The sequence below is a fragment of the Sphingomonas sp. UBA978 genome, assembly GCF_002292295.1.
Lineage (GTDB): Bacteria > Pseudomonadota > Alphaproteobacteria > Sphingomonadales > Sphingomonadaceae > Sphingomonas.
Genome location: NZ_DBBS01000021.1, coordinates 198,935 through 215,225, shown reverse-complemented (window position 1 = coordinate 215,225; position 16,291 = coordinate 198,935). Strand labels below are relative to the sequence as shown.

The 16,291-nt window shown below is 66.7% G+C and carries 16 protein-coding genes and 2 tRNA genes; 4 read left to right on the top strand and 14 right to left on the bottom strand.

Going from position 1 to position 16,291, the window contains the following annotated elements; all coding sequences use genetic code 11:
- Positions 1-54: 54 nt before the first annotated feature.
- From B2515_RS16035 to lon, 5 genes are all read right to left on the bottom strand, one after another.
- Positions 55-1,656, bottom strand: coding sequence for a hypothetical protein (locus B2515_RS16035; RefSeq protein ID WP_293878046.1), 1,602 nt, complete (start codon positions 1,654-1,656; stop codon positions 55-57).
- Between the two features lie 261 nt (positions 1,657-1,917).
- Positions 1,918-2,250 (bottom strand): hypothetical protein, encoded by a 333-nt coding sequence (locus tag B2515_RS16030; protein ID WP_293878045.1) that lies wholly within the window; start codon positions 2,248-2,250, stop codon positions 1,918-1,920.
- 200 nt (positions 2,251-2,450) lie between these two features.
- Positions 2,451-2,525, bottom strand: a tRNA-Val gene (locus B2515_RS16025).
- The gene (locus B2515_RS16020) at positions 2,516-2,848 is read right to left on the bottom strand and encodes an HU family DNA-binding protein (RefSeq protein WP_293878502.1); all 333 of its coding nucleotides are present in this window, start codon (positions 2,846-2,848) and stop codon (positions 2,516-2,518) included. Before B2515_RS16020 ends, B2515_RS16025 begins: the two co-directional genes overlap by 10 nt.
- A gap of 155 nt (positions 2,849-3,003) precedes the next feature.
- Entirely contained in the window at positions 3,004-5,397 is a 2,394-nt protein-coding gene (gene lon, locus B2515_RS16015) for an endopeptidase La (protein ID WP_293878043.1), read from the bottom strand.
- A 174-nt stretch (positions 5,398-5,571) separates the two neighbouring features.
- On the opposite strand from lon, the gene B2515_RS16010 reads away from it, so the two are divergent.
- Together B2515_RS16010 and B2515_RS16005 are read left to right on the top strand one after the other, a co-directional pair.
- Positions 5,572-7,272: a M1 family metallopeptidase gene (locus B2515_RS16010; protein WP_293878041.1), complete on the top strand. Its 1,701-nt coding sequence runs from the start codon at positions 5,572-5,574 to the stop codon at positions 7,270-7,272.
- Between the two features lie 29 nt (positions 7,273-7,301).
- Positions 7,302-7,535: a hypothetical protein gene (locus B2515_RS16005; RefSeq protein WP_293878039.1), complete on the top strand. Its 234-nt coding sequence runs from the start codon at positions 7,302-7,304 to the stop codon at positions 7,533-7,535.
- Positions 7,536-7,577: 42 nt separating this feature from the next.
- On the opposite strand, the gene B2515_RS16000 is transcribed toward B2515_RS16005, so the two are convergent.
- The 7 genes from B2515_RS16000 to B2515_RS15970 form a co-directional block, all read right to left on the bottom strand.
- Positions 7,578-8,699, bottom strand: a complete 1,122-nt coding sequence (locus B2515_RS16000) for a calcium:proton antiporter (protein WP_293878037.1) — start codon at positions 8,697-8,699, stop codon at positions 7,578-7,580.
- A gap of 123 nt (positions 8,700-8,822) precedes the next feature.
- Positions 8,823-9,359, bottom strand: a complete 537-nt coding sequence (locus B2515_RS15995; RefSeq protein WP_293878035.1) for a hypothetical protein — start codon at positions 9,357-9,359, stop codon at positions 8,823-8,825.
- Positions 9,360-9,487: 128 nt separating this feature from the next.
- A complete protein-coding gene (clpX, locus tag B2515_RS15990; RefSeq protein WP_293878033.1) occupies positions 9,488-10,759 on the bottom strand; it encodes an ATP-dependent Clp protease ATP-binding subunit ClpX in 1,272 nt (423 codons plus the stop codon).
- A 121-nt stretch (positions 10,760-10,880) separates the two neighbouring features.
- On the bottom strand, positions 10,881-11,582 hold the full coding sequence (locus B2515_RS15985; protein ID WP_293878031.1) for an ATP-dependent Clp protease proteolytic subunit: 702 nt from the start codon (positions 11,580-11,582) through the stop codon (positions 10,881-10,883).
- Between the two features lie 55 nt (positions 11,583-11,637).
- Complete coding sequence (locus B2515_RS15980) at positions 11,638-12,570, bottom strand: glycosyltransferase family 2 protein (protein WP_293878029.1); 933 nt, start codon at positions 12,568-12,570, stop codon at positions 11,638-11,640.
- A gap of 185 nt (positions 12,571-12,755) precedes the next feature.
- Entirely contained in the window at positions 12,756-14,426 is a 1,671-nt protein-coding gene (tig, locus tag B2515_RS15975; RefSeq protein WP_293878027.1) for a trigger factor, read from the bottom strand.
- Between the two features lie 73 nt (positions 14,427-14,499).
- Positions 14,500-14,584: transfer RNA gene (locus tag B2515_RS15970), tRNA-Leu, on the bottom strand.
- Between the two features lie 142 nt (positions 14,585-14,726).
- Here B2515_RS15970 and B2515_RS15965 point away from each other — a divergent pair.
- The gene (locus B2515_RS15965) at positions 14,727-14,888 is read left to right on the top strand and encodes a hypothetical protein (RefSeq protein ID WP_293878025.1); all 162 of its coding nucleotides are present in this window, start codon (positions 14,727-14,729) and stop codon (positions 14,886-14,888) included.
- Between the two features lie 2 nt (positions 14,889-14,890).
- Complete coding sequence (locus B2515_RS15960) at positions 14,891-15,103, top strand: hypothetical protein (protein ID WP_293878023.1); 213 nt, start codon at positions 14,891-14,893, stop codon at positions 15,101-15,103.
- Between the two features lie 261 nt (positions 15,104-15,364).
- Here the strand turns inward: B2515_RS15960 and B2515_RS15955 are convergent, their stop codons facing one another.
- Positions 15,365-15,958 carry a peptidylprolyl isomerase gene (locus B2515_RS15955; RefSeq protein ID WP_293878500.1) on the bottom strand — a complete coding sequence of 198 codons (594 nt, stop codon included), beginning with the start codon at positions 15,956-15,958 and terminating at the stop codon, positions 15,365-15,367.
- 46 nt (positions 15,959-16,004) lie between these two features.
- The gene (locus B2515_RS15950; RefSeq protein ID WP_293878021.1) at positions 16,005-16,289 is read right to left on the bottom strand and encodes a barstar family protein; all 285 of its coding nucleotides are present in this window, start codon (positions 16,287-16,289) and stop codon (positions 16,005-16,007) included.
- Positions 16,290-16,291 lie beyond the last annotated feature (2 nt).

Below are 16,291 nucleotides of genomic sequence, written 5' to 3'. Positions count from 1 at the left end.
GCTGCCGCCACCCCGGACCCGATGCTGTGAGCGGGGGCGGCGTGCCCCCGATCATCAGCGGCCCTGGCAGGCGAAGTAGACCGAGTTGAACGACGGCGGGCCGAAGTCCTGCAGCGCCGAGTCGGCCGGACGGACCGTCGAGCGACCGCCGCTGGTCTGTTCGCCGGCGATGATGTTGACGCAGGCGACCGTGTTGACCGTCTTCACGACACCGTTGACGAAGCGCATGTCCGAACCGCCACGCTGGCGGATCGCGGCGGGGGCCAGCGCGGTCTGGATGAAGGTGAAGTTGGCGTAGGTCGAGAAGGTGCGCGGCAGCAGGTCCTCGGCGTTGTTCGAGTCGATCTCGGTCGAGAAGCTGTCCGGCGTCGCGCCCAGCGTGCGCTGCGCCGCGATCATGAACTGCATGAAACCGCGATAGCCGTTGTCGATGTCGAAGCCGTCGTCGTCGGCGCCGGTGACCGCGATATATTTGATGTTGGTGTTGCCGCCGAAGATCTCGATGCCGTCATCCGCCGAATTGTGGCTCTGGATATGGTCGAGCACGGTGCCCGAACCGGTGCCGCCCAGCGTCAGGCCCTGCAGTTCGTTGCCATCGCTGATCGCGATGCCCGAATAGCGGATCTGGACGTAGGACATCTGGCCGCTCGAATCCGCCGCGGTCGGACCGCCGTAGAAGCGGCCGGTGACGCCCTCGATCGCCTGCTGGCAGGTGGTCGAGGTGCCGCCCGCGTTGTTCGGGCCGGTGCCGGCGGCGCAGACGCCGACGGGCGCGCGGCCGAGCAGGATGATGCCGCCCCACTGACCCTGCGTCGCGTCCGAAACGCCGTTGACGGCGAGATTCTGCTGCGAGGTGAAGATGATCGGATTGTCGCGGTTGCCCACGGCGTTGATCTTCGACCCGCGATTGACGAGCAGCAGGTCGTTGGTTGGCTCCGACGAATCGGCGGCGATGACCACGCCCGGCTCGATCGTCAGCGTGACGCCGGCCGCGCCGGTGGTGCCGAGATCGGTGCCGACCTCGGTCTGGCCACGCAGGCGGTAATAGACGCCGGCGATCTTCGGCAGCGTCAGGTTGGTGGTGATGTTCTGCGGGATCAGGCAGCCCTGGAACCCGCCGACGACGTCGCTGGTGGTCGTGCCGGTCGGGCAGACCGAGGCGGCGACCCGGGCGCCGACGTTCGGCACCGCGGTGCAGCGCGCGCCCGAACCGCCGAACTCCGCGGAGGTTGAATTGCAGGTCCAGCCCTGGAAGCTGGTGTCGCTCGGGCCGTTCAGCGCGCCGACGAAGTTGGTGCTGGTGAAGAAGCTGTTGATCGACGACGGGTCGGTCGCGGTGGTCAGCGGCGCGGTGCCGACCGGGTAGAGGCCGTTGAGCGTGGCGCCGGTGCCGTTGACGTTGTTGTTGGTGCCGGCGTTGACGATCGCGAGCTGCTCATCGGAGGTGACCGAGATGCCGTTGACGCTGGTGACGGCGGCGAACTGCGCCGCGGTGATCGCGGTCGGCGTCGGGGTCGGCGCGGTCGGCGTCGGCGTGGCGATCGGCTGGTTGATGACGACGCTGCCGGCACCCGGCGAGGCGACGTTGTCGGCACCGCCGCAGCCCGACAGCGCGAGGCAGGCCGTCGAGGCCATGAGGAATGTGCCGATACGCATGTTGCTCGCCATGTCGAAAAGCTCCCGGGTCGAAATCGTTGCTGATGGTCGGACGGCGTCGTCCGCGATCGGCCAAGGCTCCCCCTCTGCCGATCCCTGACGCCGCCGTTAGGGGCGGCACATGACTCCTGCGTGAGGGTTTCGAGACGATCTCGTTACGTCCGTGGGACGATTTTGTGACACCGCCCGATCCGGGACGCGAAAAGGGCGCCCCTCCTGCGAGGGACGCCCTTTCGTCAGGCCAGCAATGTCGATCGGCGATTACTTCTCGCCATTGTCCTTCACGCCGACCACGGGGACCGACACGGTCTCCTTTTCGGTCTGCACCTTGGGAACCTCGACGGTGGTTTCCTTGGTGCCGACGACGACCTTCTTCGAATCGAGATCGACATCGGGGAGCGTGCCGCCCTTGGCGCTGATGTCGACGTCGGGCAGTGCGCCCTTCTTGACGTCCGCGCTCCAGAAGCCGGTCAGGAACAGCAGGGCAACGATGACGACGGCGACGATGGCGACGATCCCGAGCACGCGGCCCGCGCCGCCACGGCGTTCCACCACCACGCGGTCGCCGTTACGGTCGGTCGTATATTCCACCATGTTCACTCTCCCTTTGATCGATTTGTGAGAGACTTAATCCCGATCAAAGCAGATTGTTCCCGATCCGCAACGACCAAAGCGGACATGAACGGGACGCAGACGGTTAACATGGCGCAGCGGATCGCCGCAGCGCCCCCGCGCCCTACGAAGGGCGCCAGAGACCAGAAAGCCCGCCGGTCGGGCGACCTGGCGGGCTGTCATGGTGGGCGCGACAGGGATTGAACCTGTGACCCCACCCGTGTGAAGGGTGTGCTCTACCACTGAGCTACGCGCCCCCGATCCTAGGCCATGTCGTGACACGCGCCGTCGGGAAGCGGGCCTTTACGGGGCGCCGCCTCGCCTGTCCAGCCCGGATTTCGCCGGCCCCGGGGTGTTTAGTTGACCGAATCCTTGAGGCCNNGCCGGTGCGCGGATTGCGGCCGGTCGACGCCTTGCGCTTCGAGACGGAGAAGGTGCCGAAACCAACCAGCCGCACTTCGTCGCCCTTCTTCAGACTCGCCGAGATCGCGTCGAACACCGCCTCGACCGCCTTGATCGCATCGCCCTTGGCGAGGCCCGAGGTGTCCGCGACCGTCGCGATCAGCTCTTGCTTGTTCATGGAAATACTGCCCCCTTCGTATACTTTAGAAGAATCGTTACCAAGCCAGAACGGCAAGTAATGCTGTCCGGACCGGCGGAGTCAATGGATACCGCCGCGCCTTGGCAGGCGCAGCGGTTCCAAAACGTTAACGACCCGATCCTAAGGTTGCCCGATCAGTGATGCAACTCGCCACCGGCCGGAGCGACGCCTGACGGCGGCAAAGCGGCGAGTTCGTCGGCATCGGTCCAGTCGATCGCCTCCAGCGGCTCGGTCAGCGCGAGCTTGAGCACCTCGTCGACATGGCTCACCGGGACGATCGCCAGCCCGTCCTTGATGTTCTGCGGGATGTCGGCGAGGTCCTTCTCGTTCTCCTGCGGGATCAGCACCGTGGTGATGCCGCCGCGCAGCGCCGCGAGCAGCTTTTCCTTCAATCCGCCGATCGGCAGCACGCGGCCGCGCAGCGTCACCTCGCCGGTCATCGCGACGTCCTTCTTCACCGACACGCCGGTCAACGTCGAGACGATCGACACGACCAGCCCGATGCCAGCGGACGGCCCGTCCTTAGGCACCGCGCCTTCGGGCAGGTGGATGTGGATGTCCTTGCGGTGGAACAGCGACGGCTTGATGCCATAGGACGGCGAGCGCGCCTGGACGAAGCTGAAGGCAGCCTGCACCGATTCCTTCATCACGTCGCCGAGCTTGCCGGTCGTCTTGATCCCGCCCTTGCCCGGCACGGTGACGCTCTCGATCGTCAGCAATTCGCCGCCGACCTCGGTCCAGGCGAGGCCGGTGACCGCGCCGATCTGATGCTCCGTCTCGCCGAGGCCATGGCGATACTTCTGCACGCCGGCGAACTCGCCCAGATTGTCGGGCGTCACCGTGACGCTGGTCACCTTGCCCTCGAGGATCTGGCGCAGCGCCTTGCGCGCCAGCCGGGCGATCTCGCGCTCGAGCGTGCGCACGCCCGCCTCGCGGGTGTATTTCTGGATCAGCGCGCGCAGCCCCTCGTCGGTCAGCGTGAACTCGCCCGGCTTCAGCCCGTGCGCCTCGATCTGCTTCTCGATCAGATGGCCCTTGGCGATCTCGACCTTTTCGTCCTCGGTATAGCCCTCCAGCCGGATGATCTCCATCCGGTCGAGCAGCGGCTGCGGCAAGTTGAGCGTGTTGGCTGTGCAGACGAACATCACGTCGCTGAGATCGATGTCGATCTCGAGATAATGGTCGTTGAACTTGCCGTTCTGTTCGGGGTCGAGCACCTCGAGCAGCGCCGATGCCGGATCACCACGGAAATCCTGGCCGAGCTTGTCGATCTCGTCGAGCAGGAACAGCGGGTTGCTGGTGCCGGCCTTCTTGAGGTTGGTGACGATCTTGCCCGGCAGCGAACCGATATAGGTGCGGCGATGGCCGCGGATCTCGGCCTCGTCGCGCACGCCGCCCAGGCTCTGGCGGATGAACTCACGCCCGGTCGCCTTGGCGATCGACTTGCCGAGGCTGGTCTTGCCGACGCCCGGCGGGCCGACGAGGCACAGGATCGGCCCCTTCAGCTTGTTGGTGCGCGCCTGCACGCCGAGATATTCGACGATCCGGTCCTTGACCTTCTCGAGCGCGTAATGGTCCTCGTCCAGCACCGCCTGCGCGGCGGCGATGTCCTTCTTGATCTTGGACTTCTTGCCCCAGGGCAGGCCGAGCAGCACGTCGAGATAGTTGCGCACCACCGTCGCCTCGGCGCTCATCGGCGCCATCGTCTTGAGCTTCTTGAGCTCCGACGTCGCCTTGGTCCGCGCCTCCTTGGACAGTTTGAGCGTCGCGATCTTCTGCGTCAGCTCGGCGATCTCGTCGCCGTCGCTCTCGTCGTCGCTGTTACCCAGCTCGCGCTGGATCGCCTTGAGCTGTTCGTTGAGATAATATTCGCGCTGCGTCTTCTCCATCTGGCGCTTGACGCGGCTCTTGATCTTCTTCTCGACGTGCAGGACGCCGAGTTCGCCCTCCATCAGCGCATAGGCCATCTCCAGCCGCTTGACCGGATCGGGCTCGACCAGCAGCGCCTGCTTGTCGGCGACCTTGACCTGCACGTTCGCCATGATCGCGTCGGACAGTTTGGCGGCATCGGTCAGCTCGGACAGTTGCACCGCGGTTTCCGCCGGCAGCTTCTTGTTGAGCTTGGCATAGGCCTCGAACTGCTCGACCGACGAGCGCATCAGCGCCTCGACCTCGATCCCCTCCGCCTCGCGCTCCTCCATCATCTCGACGGTGGACTGGAGATAGTCCGCGCCTTCGGTCAGCTCGCCGAGCCGGCCGCGCGCCTTGCCCTCGACCAACACGCGCACGGTGCCGTCGGGCAGTTTCAGCAGCTGGAGCACGGTGGCGGTGACGCCGACCTCGTACAGGTCCTCGCGGCCGGGATCGTCCTCGGCCGGGTCGAGCTGCGCGACGAGGAAGATCTCCTTGTCGGCGCCCATCGCCGCTTCCAGCGCGGCGACCGATTTGTCGCGTCCGACGAACAGCGGCACGATCATGTGCGGAAAGACGACGATATCGCGCAGCGGCAGAACGGGGAATGTGGTCATGGATACTCCGGTGCCGCTTCGAACGGGGCGGCTTTGATACACTATATGGTGATGCCACGGCATCCATCAATCGTCGCGCGTACGGCACGGCGGGACTTGTCATCGCCGGGGCGAGCGTCGAAACCGGCCCCGTCGCTTGCGCCGAAACCCGCAACGCCCAATCGGGAGTACAGAATGTCGCTTCGCCTGCCGTTCGCCGCCCTGCTGATGCTGTCGACCGCGGGGATCGCCGCGGAGAAGGGCCAGCCGCCGATCACGCCGCAGACCGCCATGTCGGGCGGCCCGCTCGACCCGGCGCAGAAGAAGGTGACGTTCGACAGTGCCGACCTGCAGATCGAGGTCGATCCGGTGCGCGAGGTCATCAACGGCACGGCGACCCTCGCCTTCACCGCGCTGGAAAAGACAAACAGGATCGTCGTCGATCTCGACAAGAATTATACGGTGACGTCGGTGCAGGTCGACGGCGTCGATGCGGGCTTCGCCAATCCCGAAGGGCGGATGACCATCACCCTCGCCAAGAAGGTCGCCAAGGACGCCAAGCTATCCGTCAAGATCGTCTATGGCGGCCGCCCGCACACCGCGGTCCGCGCACCCTGGGATGGCGGCTTCGTCTGGTCGAAGACGCGCGACGGCAAGCCCTGGGTGGCGACGGCGGTGCAGATGGAAGGGTGCGACCTGATCTGGCCGTGCATCGACTATCCGACCTACGAGCCCGAGAAGATCACGCTGCACATCACCGTGCCGGCGGGGCTGAAGGCGCCGTCGAACGGCAAGCTGCTCGGCATCGACCGGTTCGACGACGGGCGCAGCACCTGGAACTGGGAGGTGAAGCGCCCCAACCTCTATGGCATCGCGCTCAACGTCGGGCCGTATGAGGAGATCAAGGGCACCTACAAGAGCAAGTTCGGCAACGAGATACCGATGTTCTATTGGTACCTGCCCGGCGAGAAGGACAAGGCCGAAAAGCTGTTCGCTGAATTCGCCCCGACGCTGGCTTTCTACGAAAGCGTCGTCGGTCCGTACCCCTGGGCGGACGAGAAGGTCGGCGTCGTCGAAACCCCGCACAAGGGCATGGAGCACCAGACGATCAACGCCTACGGCAACGAATATGCCAAGGCGCCGGAAGGGTTCGACTGGCTGTTCCAGCACGAGTTCGGCCACGAATGGTTCGCCAACCAGCTCACCGCGAGCAACTGGGACGATTTCTGGCTGCACGAGGGCTTCACCGCCTATATGCAGCCGCTCTACGGTCGCTGGCGCGAGGGCGACGGGCGCTACACCGCGATGATGCTGGCGAGCCGCACCGGCATCCAGAACACCTCGCCGCTGGTGACCGGCAAGCCGCAGAGCGCCGAGGACGTCTACGAACGCGCGCCCGGACGCGGCGGCGACATCTACACCAAGGGTTCGTGGATCCTGCACACGCTGCGCAATACGGTCGGCGACAAGGCGTTCGCCGAGATCCTGCGGCGCGAGGTCTATGGCCGCCCCGATCCCGCACCGGGCAATTTCACCCCGCAGTTCCGCACGACGCCGGAGTTCATCGCGATCGTCAATCAGGTGACCGGGCAGGACTGGCAGTGGTTCTTCGACGTCTACCTCTATCAGGCAGCGCTGCCCAAGCTGGTGGTGAACCGCAATGCGACGCAACTGACGCTGAAATGGGTGACGCCCTTGCCAAAGGCCTTCCCGCTGCCGGTCGAGGTGGCGGTCGACGATGTCTTGCAGACGGTGCCGATGACCGGCGGCCTCGCCACGATCACCGTGCCGGCGGACGCGCATGTCGTCGTCGATCCGATGGCGCGGCTGCTCAAGCAGGACGATGCCGTCGACGCCTTCCAGGCGTGGAAGGCGGAGCAGAAGCCGGCGAAATGACGGGGCATCGCGGCGAACGGGAGCAGGACATGATGGCCAATTGGGTCGCCCGCACCGCCGAAATGGCGGCGATCTTCATGGTCGGCGACGGCCTGATCGGCCTCGCCCAGCCGCGCCGCCATGTCGAGTTGTGGAAGAAGGATGCGCTCGGCACCGAAGTGATGGTCGCGCCGTTCGTCGACCGGCCGGGGCGGCGGCGGCTCTATGCGGCGGCGCAGATCGCCGCCGGGCTGTGGCTCGCCAGCCGCCAGCGCCCGCGCTGAACGTCGCGGGCGCTGGCGGAGCTGGCTCCGGTCACCGGACCGTCAGGGAATGACGGTGGTGAACAGATAAGCGGCGAAGATCACCAGATGGACGACGCCCTGCAACACCGTCGTCCGCCCCGTCCCCAGCGAGATCGTCGTCACGAACAGCGACAGCGCGAGCAATGTCATGCTCTTGGCGCCGATGCCGAGCGCCAGCGGCAGGTCGAGCACGAGACTGACGATCGCCACCGCCGGGATGGTCAGGCCGATCGTCGCCAGCGCCGATCCCAGCGCGAGGTTGAGGCTGGTCTGCAGCCGGTCGCGGCGCGCGGCATTATAGGCGGCGAGGCTTTCCGGCGCGAGCACCAGCGCCGCGATCACCACGCCGACGATCGCCAGCGGCAGGCCCGCCGCGAGGATCGCCTCCTCGACCTGCGCCGACAGGCCCTTGGCGAGCATCACGACGACGACCAGCGCGAGCAGCAGGATGCCGAACGCGGTCCAGGCGGTGCGGTCGCTCGGCGGGGCGGCATGCGCCTCGGGCTCGACGTCGCCGGCGGGCAGGAAATAGTCGCGGTGGCGCACGGTCTGCACCAGTACGAACGTGCCGTAGAGGACGAGGCTGACGATCGCGACGAAGATCAGCTGCGAGGGCGCGTAGGTCGGTCCCGCGGCGCTCGTCGTGTAATTGGGGAGGATCAGCGACAGCACGACCAGCGCCGCCAGCGTCGCCAGCGCCGCGCTGATCCCGCGCAGCGTGAAGCGTTGTTCGCCATGCTTCATCCCGCCCGTCAGCAGGCACAGGCCGATGATGAAGTTGAGGATAATCATGATCGCGGCGAACACCGTGTCGCGCGCCAGCGCCGCGACGTCGCCCGACCCCGACAGCATCAGCGAGACGATCAGCGACACCTCGATCACCGTCACCGCCACCGCGAGCACCAGCGTGCCGAAGGGCTCGCCGACGCGATGGGCGACGACCTCGGCATGATGCACCGCCGCGACGACCGAGCCGATCAGCACCAGCGCGGCGACGATCGTACCGACCGTGCCCATCGCATAGATCGACAGCAACACCGCCGGCACGCCCAGCGCCGGAAACAGGATCGCCCAGAGCGGCAGCCCCATCCAGCCCTTCGGCGCCGCTTGCCGCGTGATGGCCTCGTTCGTCGTTGCGGTCATGCCCGTCCCCGATATCGTTACGCAAAGCCAATGCTTCGGCGCGCGGAAAGGTCCGTTGTGGGTCCGGCGGCGTTACCCGTTTACCTTTTGACACGATCCGCACATCGAACCGCGGGCGCCGCGTCAGTGCCCCAGGACGATGAGGAGCGCGGGGAAGAGGTTCTGGAGGACGTGGACCGCGATGACGATGCCGACCGCCGTCCAGAAGCCGCGCGGGCGCCAGGTGACGTAGAGCGTCGAGAAGATCAGGAACGGCCACCAGATCACCGCACCCCACAAAGGCGCCGCGAGGCTGTGCAGCACGCCCCAGATCGCCGCGCTGGCGACCGCCGCCTGCCAGCCGGCAAGGACACGCAGCAGGATCGCGAGGATCGCGGCCATGAGCAGCGTCTCGACCACCGGGCTGAAACCGGCGATCAGGAACAGCTTCACCGGCGCGGAGGCGTCGCCGAGGTCAGGCCCGGCATTGTCCGGCACCAGCCAGGCGATCGCATAGCTCAGCATCGTACTGCCGGCGATCGTCAGCATCCAGCCGATCAGGATCGCGAGCCACGGCCGCGAATCGCGGAACAGCGCGAGCGGGAGAATGGCGAGCGGTCCCCTGCCCGCCTGCCAGCCGGAACTGATCTCCGGGGCCGGTTCGATCCGTGTCGCTGTCATCGTCATCCTGTCGCTTGCCCGAGCGTCATCGCCCGCGCGGCGTTAACGCCGGATGAGGAGCGCGTCTCCGCCGCCACGAAAAAGGGCGCCGCTCTCGCGACGCCCTTCCCCATTCCAAGACGGACCGGTCAGGCGGCGGCGCCCGCCCCGTCCTTCTTCTTTTCGGCATAGACGCGGATCGGTTCCTTGCGGCCTTCGATCACGTCCTTGTCGATCATCACCTCGTCGACGCCGTCCATGCCGGGCAGGTCGAACATCGTGTCGAGCAGGATCGCCTCGAGGATCGACCGCAGGCCGCGGGCGCCGGTCTTGCGCTCGATGCCCTTCTTGGCGACCGCGACCAGCGCGTCGTCGGTGAAGCCCAGGTCGACCGATTCCATCTCGAACAGCTTCTGGTATTGCTTCACCAGCGCGTTCTTCGGCTCCTTCAGGATCTTGACCAGCGCATCGATGTCGAGGTCCTCGAGCGTCGCGATCACCGGCAGGCGGCCGACGAATTCGGGGATCAGGCCGAACTTGAGCAGATCCTCCGGCTCGGTCTGACGCAGCATCTCGCCCGTACGACGCTCTTCCGGTGCGGCGACATAGGCGCCGAAGCCGATCGACTTGCCCTGCAGGCGGTCGCCGATGATCTTTTCGAGACCGCTGAACGCGCCGCCGCAGATGAACAGGATGTTCGTCGTGTCGACCTGCAGGAATTCCTGCTGCGGATGCTTGCGGCCGCCCTGCGGCGGGACGCTCGCGGTGGTGCCTTCCATAAGCTTGAGCAGCGCCTGCTGCACGCCCTCGCCCGACACGTCGCGCGTGATCGACGGATTCTCCGCCTTGCGGCTGATCTTGTCGATCTCGTCGATGTAGACGATGCCGCGCTGCGCACGCTCGACGTTATAGTCGGACGCCTGGAGCAGTTTGAGAATGATGTTCTCGACATCTTCGCCGACGTAACCCGCCTCGGTCAGCGTCGTCGCGTCCGCCATCGTGAACGGCACGTCGAGGATGCGCGCCAGCGTCTGCGCAAGCAGCGTCTTGCCGCAGCCGGTCGGGCCGACGAGCAGGATGTTCGACTTGGCGAGCTCGACGTCCGCACCCTTGGCGCCGTGGTTCAGGCGCTTGTAATGGTTGTGGACCGCCACCGACAGCACGCGCTTCGCCTGCTTCTGGCCGATGACGTAATCGTCGAGCACGTCGCAGATTTCCTGCGGCGTCGGCACGCCACCGTCCTTCTTGGAGACAAGCGCGGACTTGGTCTCTTCACGGATGATGTCGTTGCACAGCTCCACGCACTCGTCGCAGATGAACACGGTCGGCCCTGCGATGAGCTTGCGCACCTCGTGCTGCGACTTGCCGCAGAACGAGCAGTAGAGGGTGCTCTTCGAGTCGCCACCGCTCAGTTTCGTCATTCACACTTCCTTGTCGCGGGATCGGACCCGCCGGTGAGGCCGGGTATGGTAGCCCGGCCGATACGCAAACCACAACGCCCAAACGTGTTTAATGGACACGGCCGGGCGCGCATCAGCGCCCTTACGCCGCCTTCGCCACGTCCTCGGTCGGCGCGGGGCGCTTGTCGAATACCTCGTCGACGAGGCCGAACGCCTTGGCTTCGTGCGCCTCGAGGAACGTATCGCGGTCCATCCGGCGCTCGATCTCGTCGATCGGCTGGCCGGTGTACTGCGCGTAGAGCTGGTTCATCCGCGCCCGGATGCGCAGGATTTCCTTCGCCTGGATCTCGATGTCGGACGCCATGCCCTGCGCCCCGCCCGAAGGCTGGTGGATCATGATCCGCGCATTGGTGAGCGCGACGCGCATGCCCGGTTCGCCGCTGGCGAGCAGGAAGCTGCCCATCGACGCCGCCTGACCGATGCACACCGTGCCGACGCGCGGACGGATGTATTGCATCGTGTCGTGGATCGCCATGCCCGCCGTGACGACGCCGCCCGGCGAGTTGATGTACATGAAGATGTCCTTCTTCGGGTTCTCGGACTCGAGGAAGAGCAGCTGCGCGGTGATGAGGCTGGCCATGCCGTCCTCCACCCCGCCGGTGACGAAGATGATCCGCTCGCGCAGCAGGCGGCTGAAAATGTCGAACGAGCGTTCGCCGCGATTCGACTGTTCGATGACGATCGGCACCAGACCCGCCCCGGGGGACATTGGGGTCTGCTGCAAGCCAAGGCCGGCGTGGGCGATGGGGCTCATGAAGTCGCCGGTCTCGAACGGATTGTGCATGGGTGTCTCTCTTATGCCCTTAGAGACGCCAACATCGGCGCTCCCGCAGGGGAGTTCAACCCCCGCTGGCAGGGGCGGGATGTGCCAGATAGGCCAAACGCCGCACTTCGCGCCGCCCGCGCACGACGGTGTCGAGGATCAGGCCCGCGAACACGCACAAGGCGGCGATAATCATCAGTCCGGTGATGAGGATCGCGGTCGGGAAGCGCGGCACGAGATGCGTCTGCATGTAGGTGAGCGCCAGCGGGATGCCGAGCACGACGCCGAGCAGGGCGAACAGCGCGCCGATCGCCCCGAAGAACAGCAGCGGCCGCTCGATACGGTACAGCGTCAGGATCGTGCCGAGGATGCGGAAGCCGTCGCCATAGGTGCTGAGCTTCGACGCCGATCCTTCGGGGCGCGCATAATAAGGCGTCTCGATCTCCGCGCAGGGCATCTTCAGTTCGAGCGCGTGGACGCTGATCTCCGTCTCGATCTCGAACCCCGACGACAGCGACGGGAAGCTCTTGACGAAACGGCGCGAGAAGACGCGATAGCCCGACAGGATATCGGTGAAGCTGCGCCCGAACAGCCGCGCGAGCATGCCGGTCAGCACCGCGTTGCCGAAGCGATGGCCGCGGCGATAGCTGTCCTGCACCTGGCTGATCCGGCTGCCGACGATCATGTCGCACTGCTCGCCGAGCAGCCGCGCGACGAGGGCGGGCGCGGAGGCGGCGTCATAGGTCGCGTCGCCATCGGCCATGACGTAAACGTCGGCATCGATATCGGCGAACATCCGGCGGACGACATTGCCCTTGCCCTGGATCCGCTCGGTGCGGACGATCGCGCCCGCGGCGCGCGCGACGGCGACCGTCGCGTCGGTGGAATTGTTGTCGTAGACGTAGACCGTCGCCTCCGGCAGCGCGGCACGGAAGCCCGCGACCGTCTGCGCGATCGCCGCGGCCTCGTTGTAACAGGGTAACAGGACGGCGATCGTCGGCTGGGTCACGTCCGTCCTCTTTGGGTCAGCAAGGGTGCGGGACCGCCCGCACCACCCGGTTCGTCATCCCCGCGATGGCCGGGATCCATAGACGCCGACGCTGCGGCTCCATCGGGAAGCTGCGCGTCTGGATCCCCGCCTCCCGAGGGGATGACGATGGCGGGAAGGGGACGACGCCCCCTCCCCCATCAGTGTCAGCCCTCGGTCTTCGCCGCCGCCTTCTTCGCGCGCGGCTTCTTGGCCGGTGCGTCGGCGGCCTCGGTGCCCTCAGCCGCTTCGGCAGCGACCGGCGACGATTCGGTCACCTGCGTCTCCGCCTCGACCGGCGCGGCGGCCTTTTTAGCGCGCGGCTTCTTGGCGGGCGCTTCGTCGGACGTCGCGGACGGCTCGGCCTCCGTCGTCGCGGTTTCGCCCTCGGCGACCGGCTTCTTCGCCGCCGCCTTCCTGGCGGGCTTGGCCTCGCCGTCCGCCTTGGCCTTCTTGGCGCGCGGCTTGTGGTTGTCGTGATCGTGGCTGTGCGTGCCGGTCGCGAAACCGTCCTCGCTCTCGATCGCGGCTTCCAGCTCCTCGCGGGTCGCGTCGCGGTCGGTCACGTCCGCCTTCTCGAACAGGAAGTCGACGACCTTGTCCTCGTACAGCGGCGCGCGCAGCTGGGCGGCCGCCATCGGCTCCTGCTGGACGTACTGGATGAAGCGCTGCTGGTCCTCGCCGCGATACTGCTGCGCGGCCTGCGCGATCAGGCGGTTCATCTCCTGCTGGCTGACCTCGACGCCGTTCGCCTGGCCGATCTCGGACAGCAGCAGGCCCAGGCGCACGCGGCGCTCGGCGATCTTGCGATAGTCCTCGCGCTCCGATTCCATCTCGGCCAGCGCCGCGGCGGGATCTTCCTCGTGCGTCGCCTCATGCTCCAGCTGCTGCCAGATCTGCGCGAACTCGGCCTCGACCATCGACGGCGGCACTTCGAAATCGTGACCCTCGGCGAGCTGGTCGAGCAGCTTGCGCTTCATATGGGTGCGCGTCAGGCCATTATGCTCCTGCTCGATCTGCCCCTTGATGAGGCCGCGCAGCTGCTCGAGGCTCTCGAGCCCGAGGTTCTTGGCGAGATCCTCGTCGATCTTGCTCTCGGCCGCGACCTGGATCTTCTTGACGACGATGTCGAACGTCGCGGGCTGGCCGGCGAGTTCCTTGGCACCGTAATCCTCGGGGAAGGTGACGTTGAGCGTCTTCTCTTCGCCCAGCGTCACGCCGACCAGCTGCTCCTCGAAACCGGGGATCAGGCGGCCCGAACCCAGCTCGACGCCCATGTCGGTGCCGGTGCCGCCCTCGAAGGCGACGCCGTCGGCGGTCTTGCCGACGAAATCGACGGTGACCAGATCGCCCATCGCGGCGGTCTTGTCGTCGGCATCGTCCCACTTCTTCGACTGGTCGGCGAACTTCTGCAGCTGCTCGTCAACCGCCTCGTCGGCGACCGGCACGGTCAGGCGCTCGAGCTTGAGCGCGTCGATCGCCGGGGCCGGCACGGTCGGCAGCACTTCGAGCTCGACGGTGACGACCGCGTCCTTGCCGGGCGCATAATCGTCGTTGAGCGCGACCGACGGCTGCATCGCCGGACGCAGCGCGTTGTCGGCGAGCATCTGCTGCACGCCCTGCTGGATCGCGGTGTTGAGCGCGTCGGCGGCGAGCGATTCACCGTGCATCTTGCGCACCAGGTTCGCCGGCACCTTGCCGGGGCGGAAGCCGGGCATCTTCACCTGCGGCGCGACGCGCTTCACTTCGGCATCGACCTTCGCATCGATATCCGACGCGGTGATGGTCAGCGTATAGGCGCGCTTCAGGCCCTCGTTCAACGTCTCGACAGTCTGCATATCCGGCCTTCAATCTTGAGAAATCTGACGAAAATTCTTTAAGGCTGCCGCCCCGCGCCGCAGGCGACGGGACTGGTGCGGGCGAAGGGACTCGAACCCCCACATCTTGCGATGGCAGGACCTAAACCTGCTGCGTCTACCAATTCCGCCACGCCCGCACGAAGGACCCGCCGTGGGCGTGCACGACATGCGTCGGGCATTCCCTTGGGCGCGCGTCTATACCAGCGTGGCGTCGTCTAGCAAGCAAAGAGGCAACCCGGCCGGTTTCAGGGCGTTGGGCGGGATGAAGGAGAGACGACCATGGCCACCCAGCCCCCACCCGAGACGCCCGCACCGACGCCCCAGCCGGTCCAGCCCGACGGCCCGCCGCCCGAGGTGACGACGCCGGCGCCGGATATCGACATCCCCTCGCCCGGCACGCCCGCCGGCGACCCCGGCACCTCGCAGCCCGCGGAGATCTGACGATGAGCGATACCGACCCCAAGGCCGATCCGCGCCCCGATGATGCGCGCGAGGACGAACGCTCCGACATCCAGCAGGCGGTCGAGGCGCGTGCCGACGCGGTGGCCCGCGGCGAAGGCGGTGACGAACCCGTCCGCTTTACCGACACCGGCGCGTTCGACGGCAACAGCGGCACCGGCGGCGAGGTGAAGAATCAGGACCTCACGCAGCAATAGTTGCGCTGTTTCTGTGCCGAGGGGCGGTCCCTACCCGGGCCGCCCCTTTTCTTTGCGCGCGGAGGCGCGGAGGACGCAGAGGGAGCGACGTAAACCGACGGCCCCCTCTTCCGTCATCCCGACGAACGTCGGGACCCATGGACGCGCTGACGGTACTGCTAGTCCGCTACACCCATACCGTCGAAACTATGGTTTCCGGCACTCGCCCAATTGACGGCAAGCACGCAATTTACAACGGCAAGGGCCGCCGGGCCGGACATGCTATTTCGCCGCCACCCGTCGGGCCGTCAGCACCTTGACCGTCGTCACCGGCACTTCGCCCTTGAACGATCCGCGCACCGTCGCGGTCGGCGACACCGGCGCATCGAGGATCGTGACGATCGTATCCATCCCCTCCACGACCCGGCCGAACGCCGCATAGCCGAGGTTGTCGCCCGGCTTGCCCGGGTCGGCATCGAGCGCGGCGCGCTGGTCGCCGACGCTGATCGTGAAATCCCCGGTCGCCGTCCCCGGGCCGAACCGCGCGACCGAGATCGCGCCCTCGGTGTGATGCAGGCCGGTCTGCGTCGTCGGCTCATGCTTGATCGGCGGCAGCGCCCGCTTCGGATCGCCATTGGTGCCGAACTGCACGAAGCCGAACCGGTCCGCGACCTTGACCGCGCGATAAAAGACGACCCCGTCCAGCCGCTTGCCGTCGACATATTTCAGGAAATTGCCCGCGGTGACCGGCGCGTGCAGCGTATCGGCCTCGATCACGATCCGCCCGGCGGTCGTCTCCAGCGCCACCCGCGGCAACGACGCCGCGACAGGCGCGGCCTGCTGCGCCGACGCCGCACCACCCGCCAGCCCGACCATCAGCGCTAGGCCCAAACGCAATCCGCTCACATCCCTGCTCCCACCGTCATGCGAAACGCAGATACACGTCCTGCCCGAATGCCGCACGCGCATCGTCGAACACGGTTTCGGCGCGGCGGATATAGGCGAGTTCCTCCGCCGGCATGCCCGCGCTGTTGCGGACGGTCACCCGCAACGGCACCGGCAAAGTACAGATGCCGCCGCCGAGGCAATCGAACAGCGCGTCCAGATTGCCGCCGACCCAGTCCGGCGCCCCCAGCCGGGGCAGCAGCGCGGCATAAAAATCCGCCCGCGTCCGCCATCCGCCCGCGTCCAGCTCGATCCGCGTCACCG

Coding starts and splice junctions, on each gene's coding strand:
- B2515_RS15995 (WP_293878035.1), bottom strand. CDS start 9,359: ATGACAGCGACACGGATCGAACCGGCCCCGGAGATCAGTTCCGGCTGG.
- B2515_RS16010 (WP_293878041.1), top strand. CDS start 5,572: ATGTCGCTTCGCCTGCCGTTCGCCGCCCTGCTGATGCTGTCGACCGCG.
- B2515_RS15985 (WP_293878031.1), bottom strand. CDS start 11,582: ATGCACAATCCGTTCGAGACCGGCGACTTCATGAGCCCCATCGCCCAC.
- B2515_RS15960 (WP_293878023.1), top strand. CDS start 14,891: ATGAGCGATACCGACCCCAAGGCCGATCCGCGCCCCGATGATGCGCGC.
- lon (WP_293878043.1), bottom strand. CDS start 5,397: ATGACCACATTCCCCGTTCTGCCGCTGCGCGATATCGTCGTCTTTCCG.
- tig (WP_293878027.1), bottom strand. CDS start 14,426: ATGCAGACTGTCGAGACGTTGAACGAGGGCCTGAAGCGCGCCTATACG.
- clpX (WP_293878033.1), bottom strand. CDS start 10,759: ATGACGAAACTGAGCGGTGGCGACTCGAAGAGCACCCTCTACTGCTCG.
- B2515_RS15955 (WP_293878500.1), bottom strand. CDS start 15,958: ATGGTCGGGCTGGCGGGTGGTGCGGCGTCGGCGCAGCAGGCCGCGCCT.
- B2515_RS16035 (WP_293878046.1), bottom strand. CDS start 1,656: ATGCGTATCGGCACATTCCTCATGGCCTCGACGGCCTGCCTCGCGCTG.
- B2515_RS16000 (WP_293878037.1), bottom strand. CDS start 8,699: ATGACCGCAACGACGAACGAGGCCATCACGCGGCAAGCGGCGCCGAAG.
- B2515_RS15965 (WP_293878025.1), top strand. CDS start 14,727: ATGGCCACCCAGCCCCCACCCGAGACGCCCGCACCGACGCCCCAGCCG.
- B2515_RS16005 (WP_293878039.1), top strand. CDS start 7,302: ATGATGGCCAATTGGGTCGCCCGCACCGCCGAAATGGCGGCGATCTTC.
- B2515_RS16030 (WP_293878045.1), bottom strand. CDS start 2,250: ATGGTGGAATATACGACCGACCGTAACGGCGACCGCGTGGTGGTGGAA.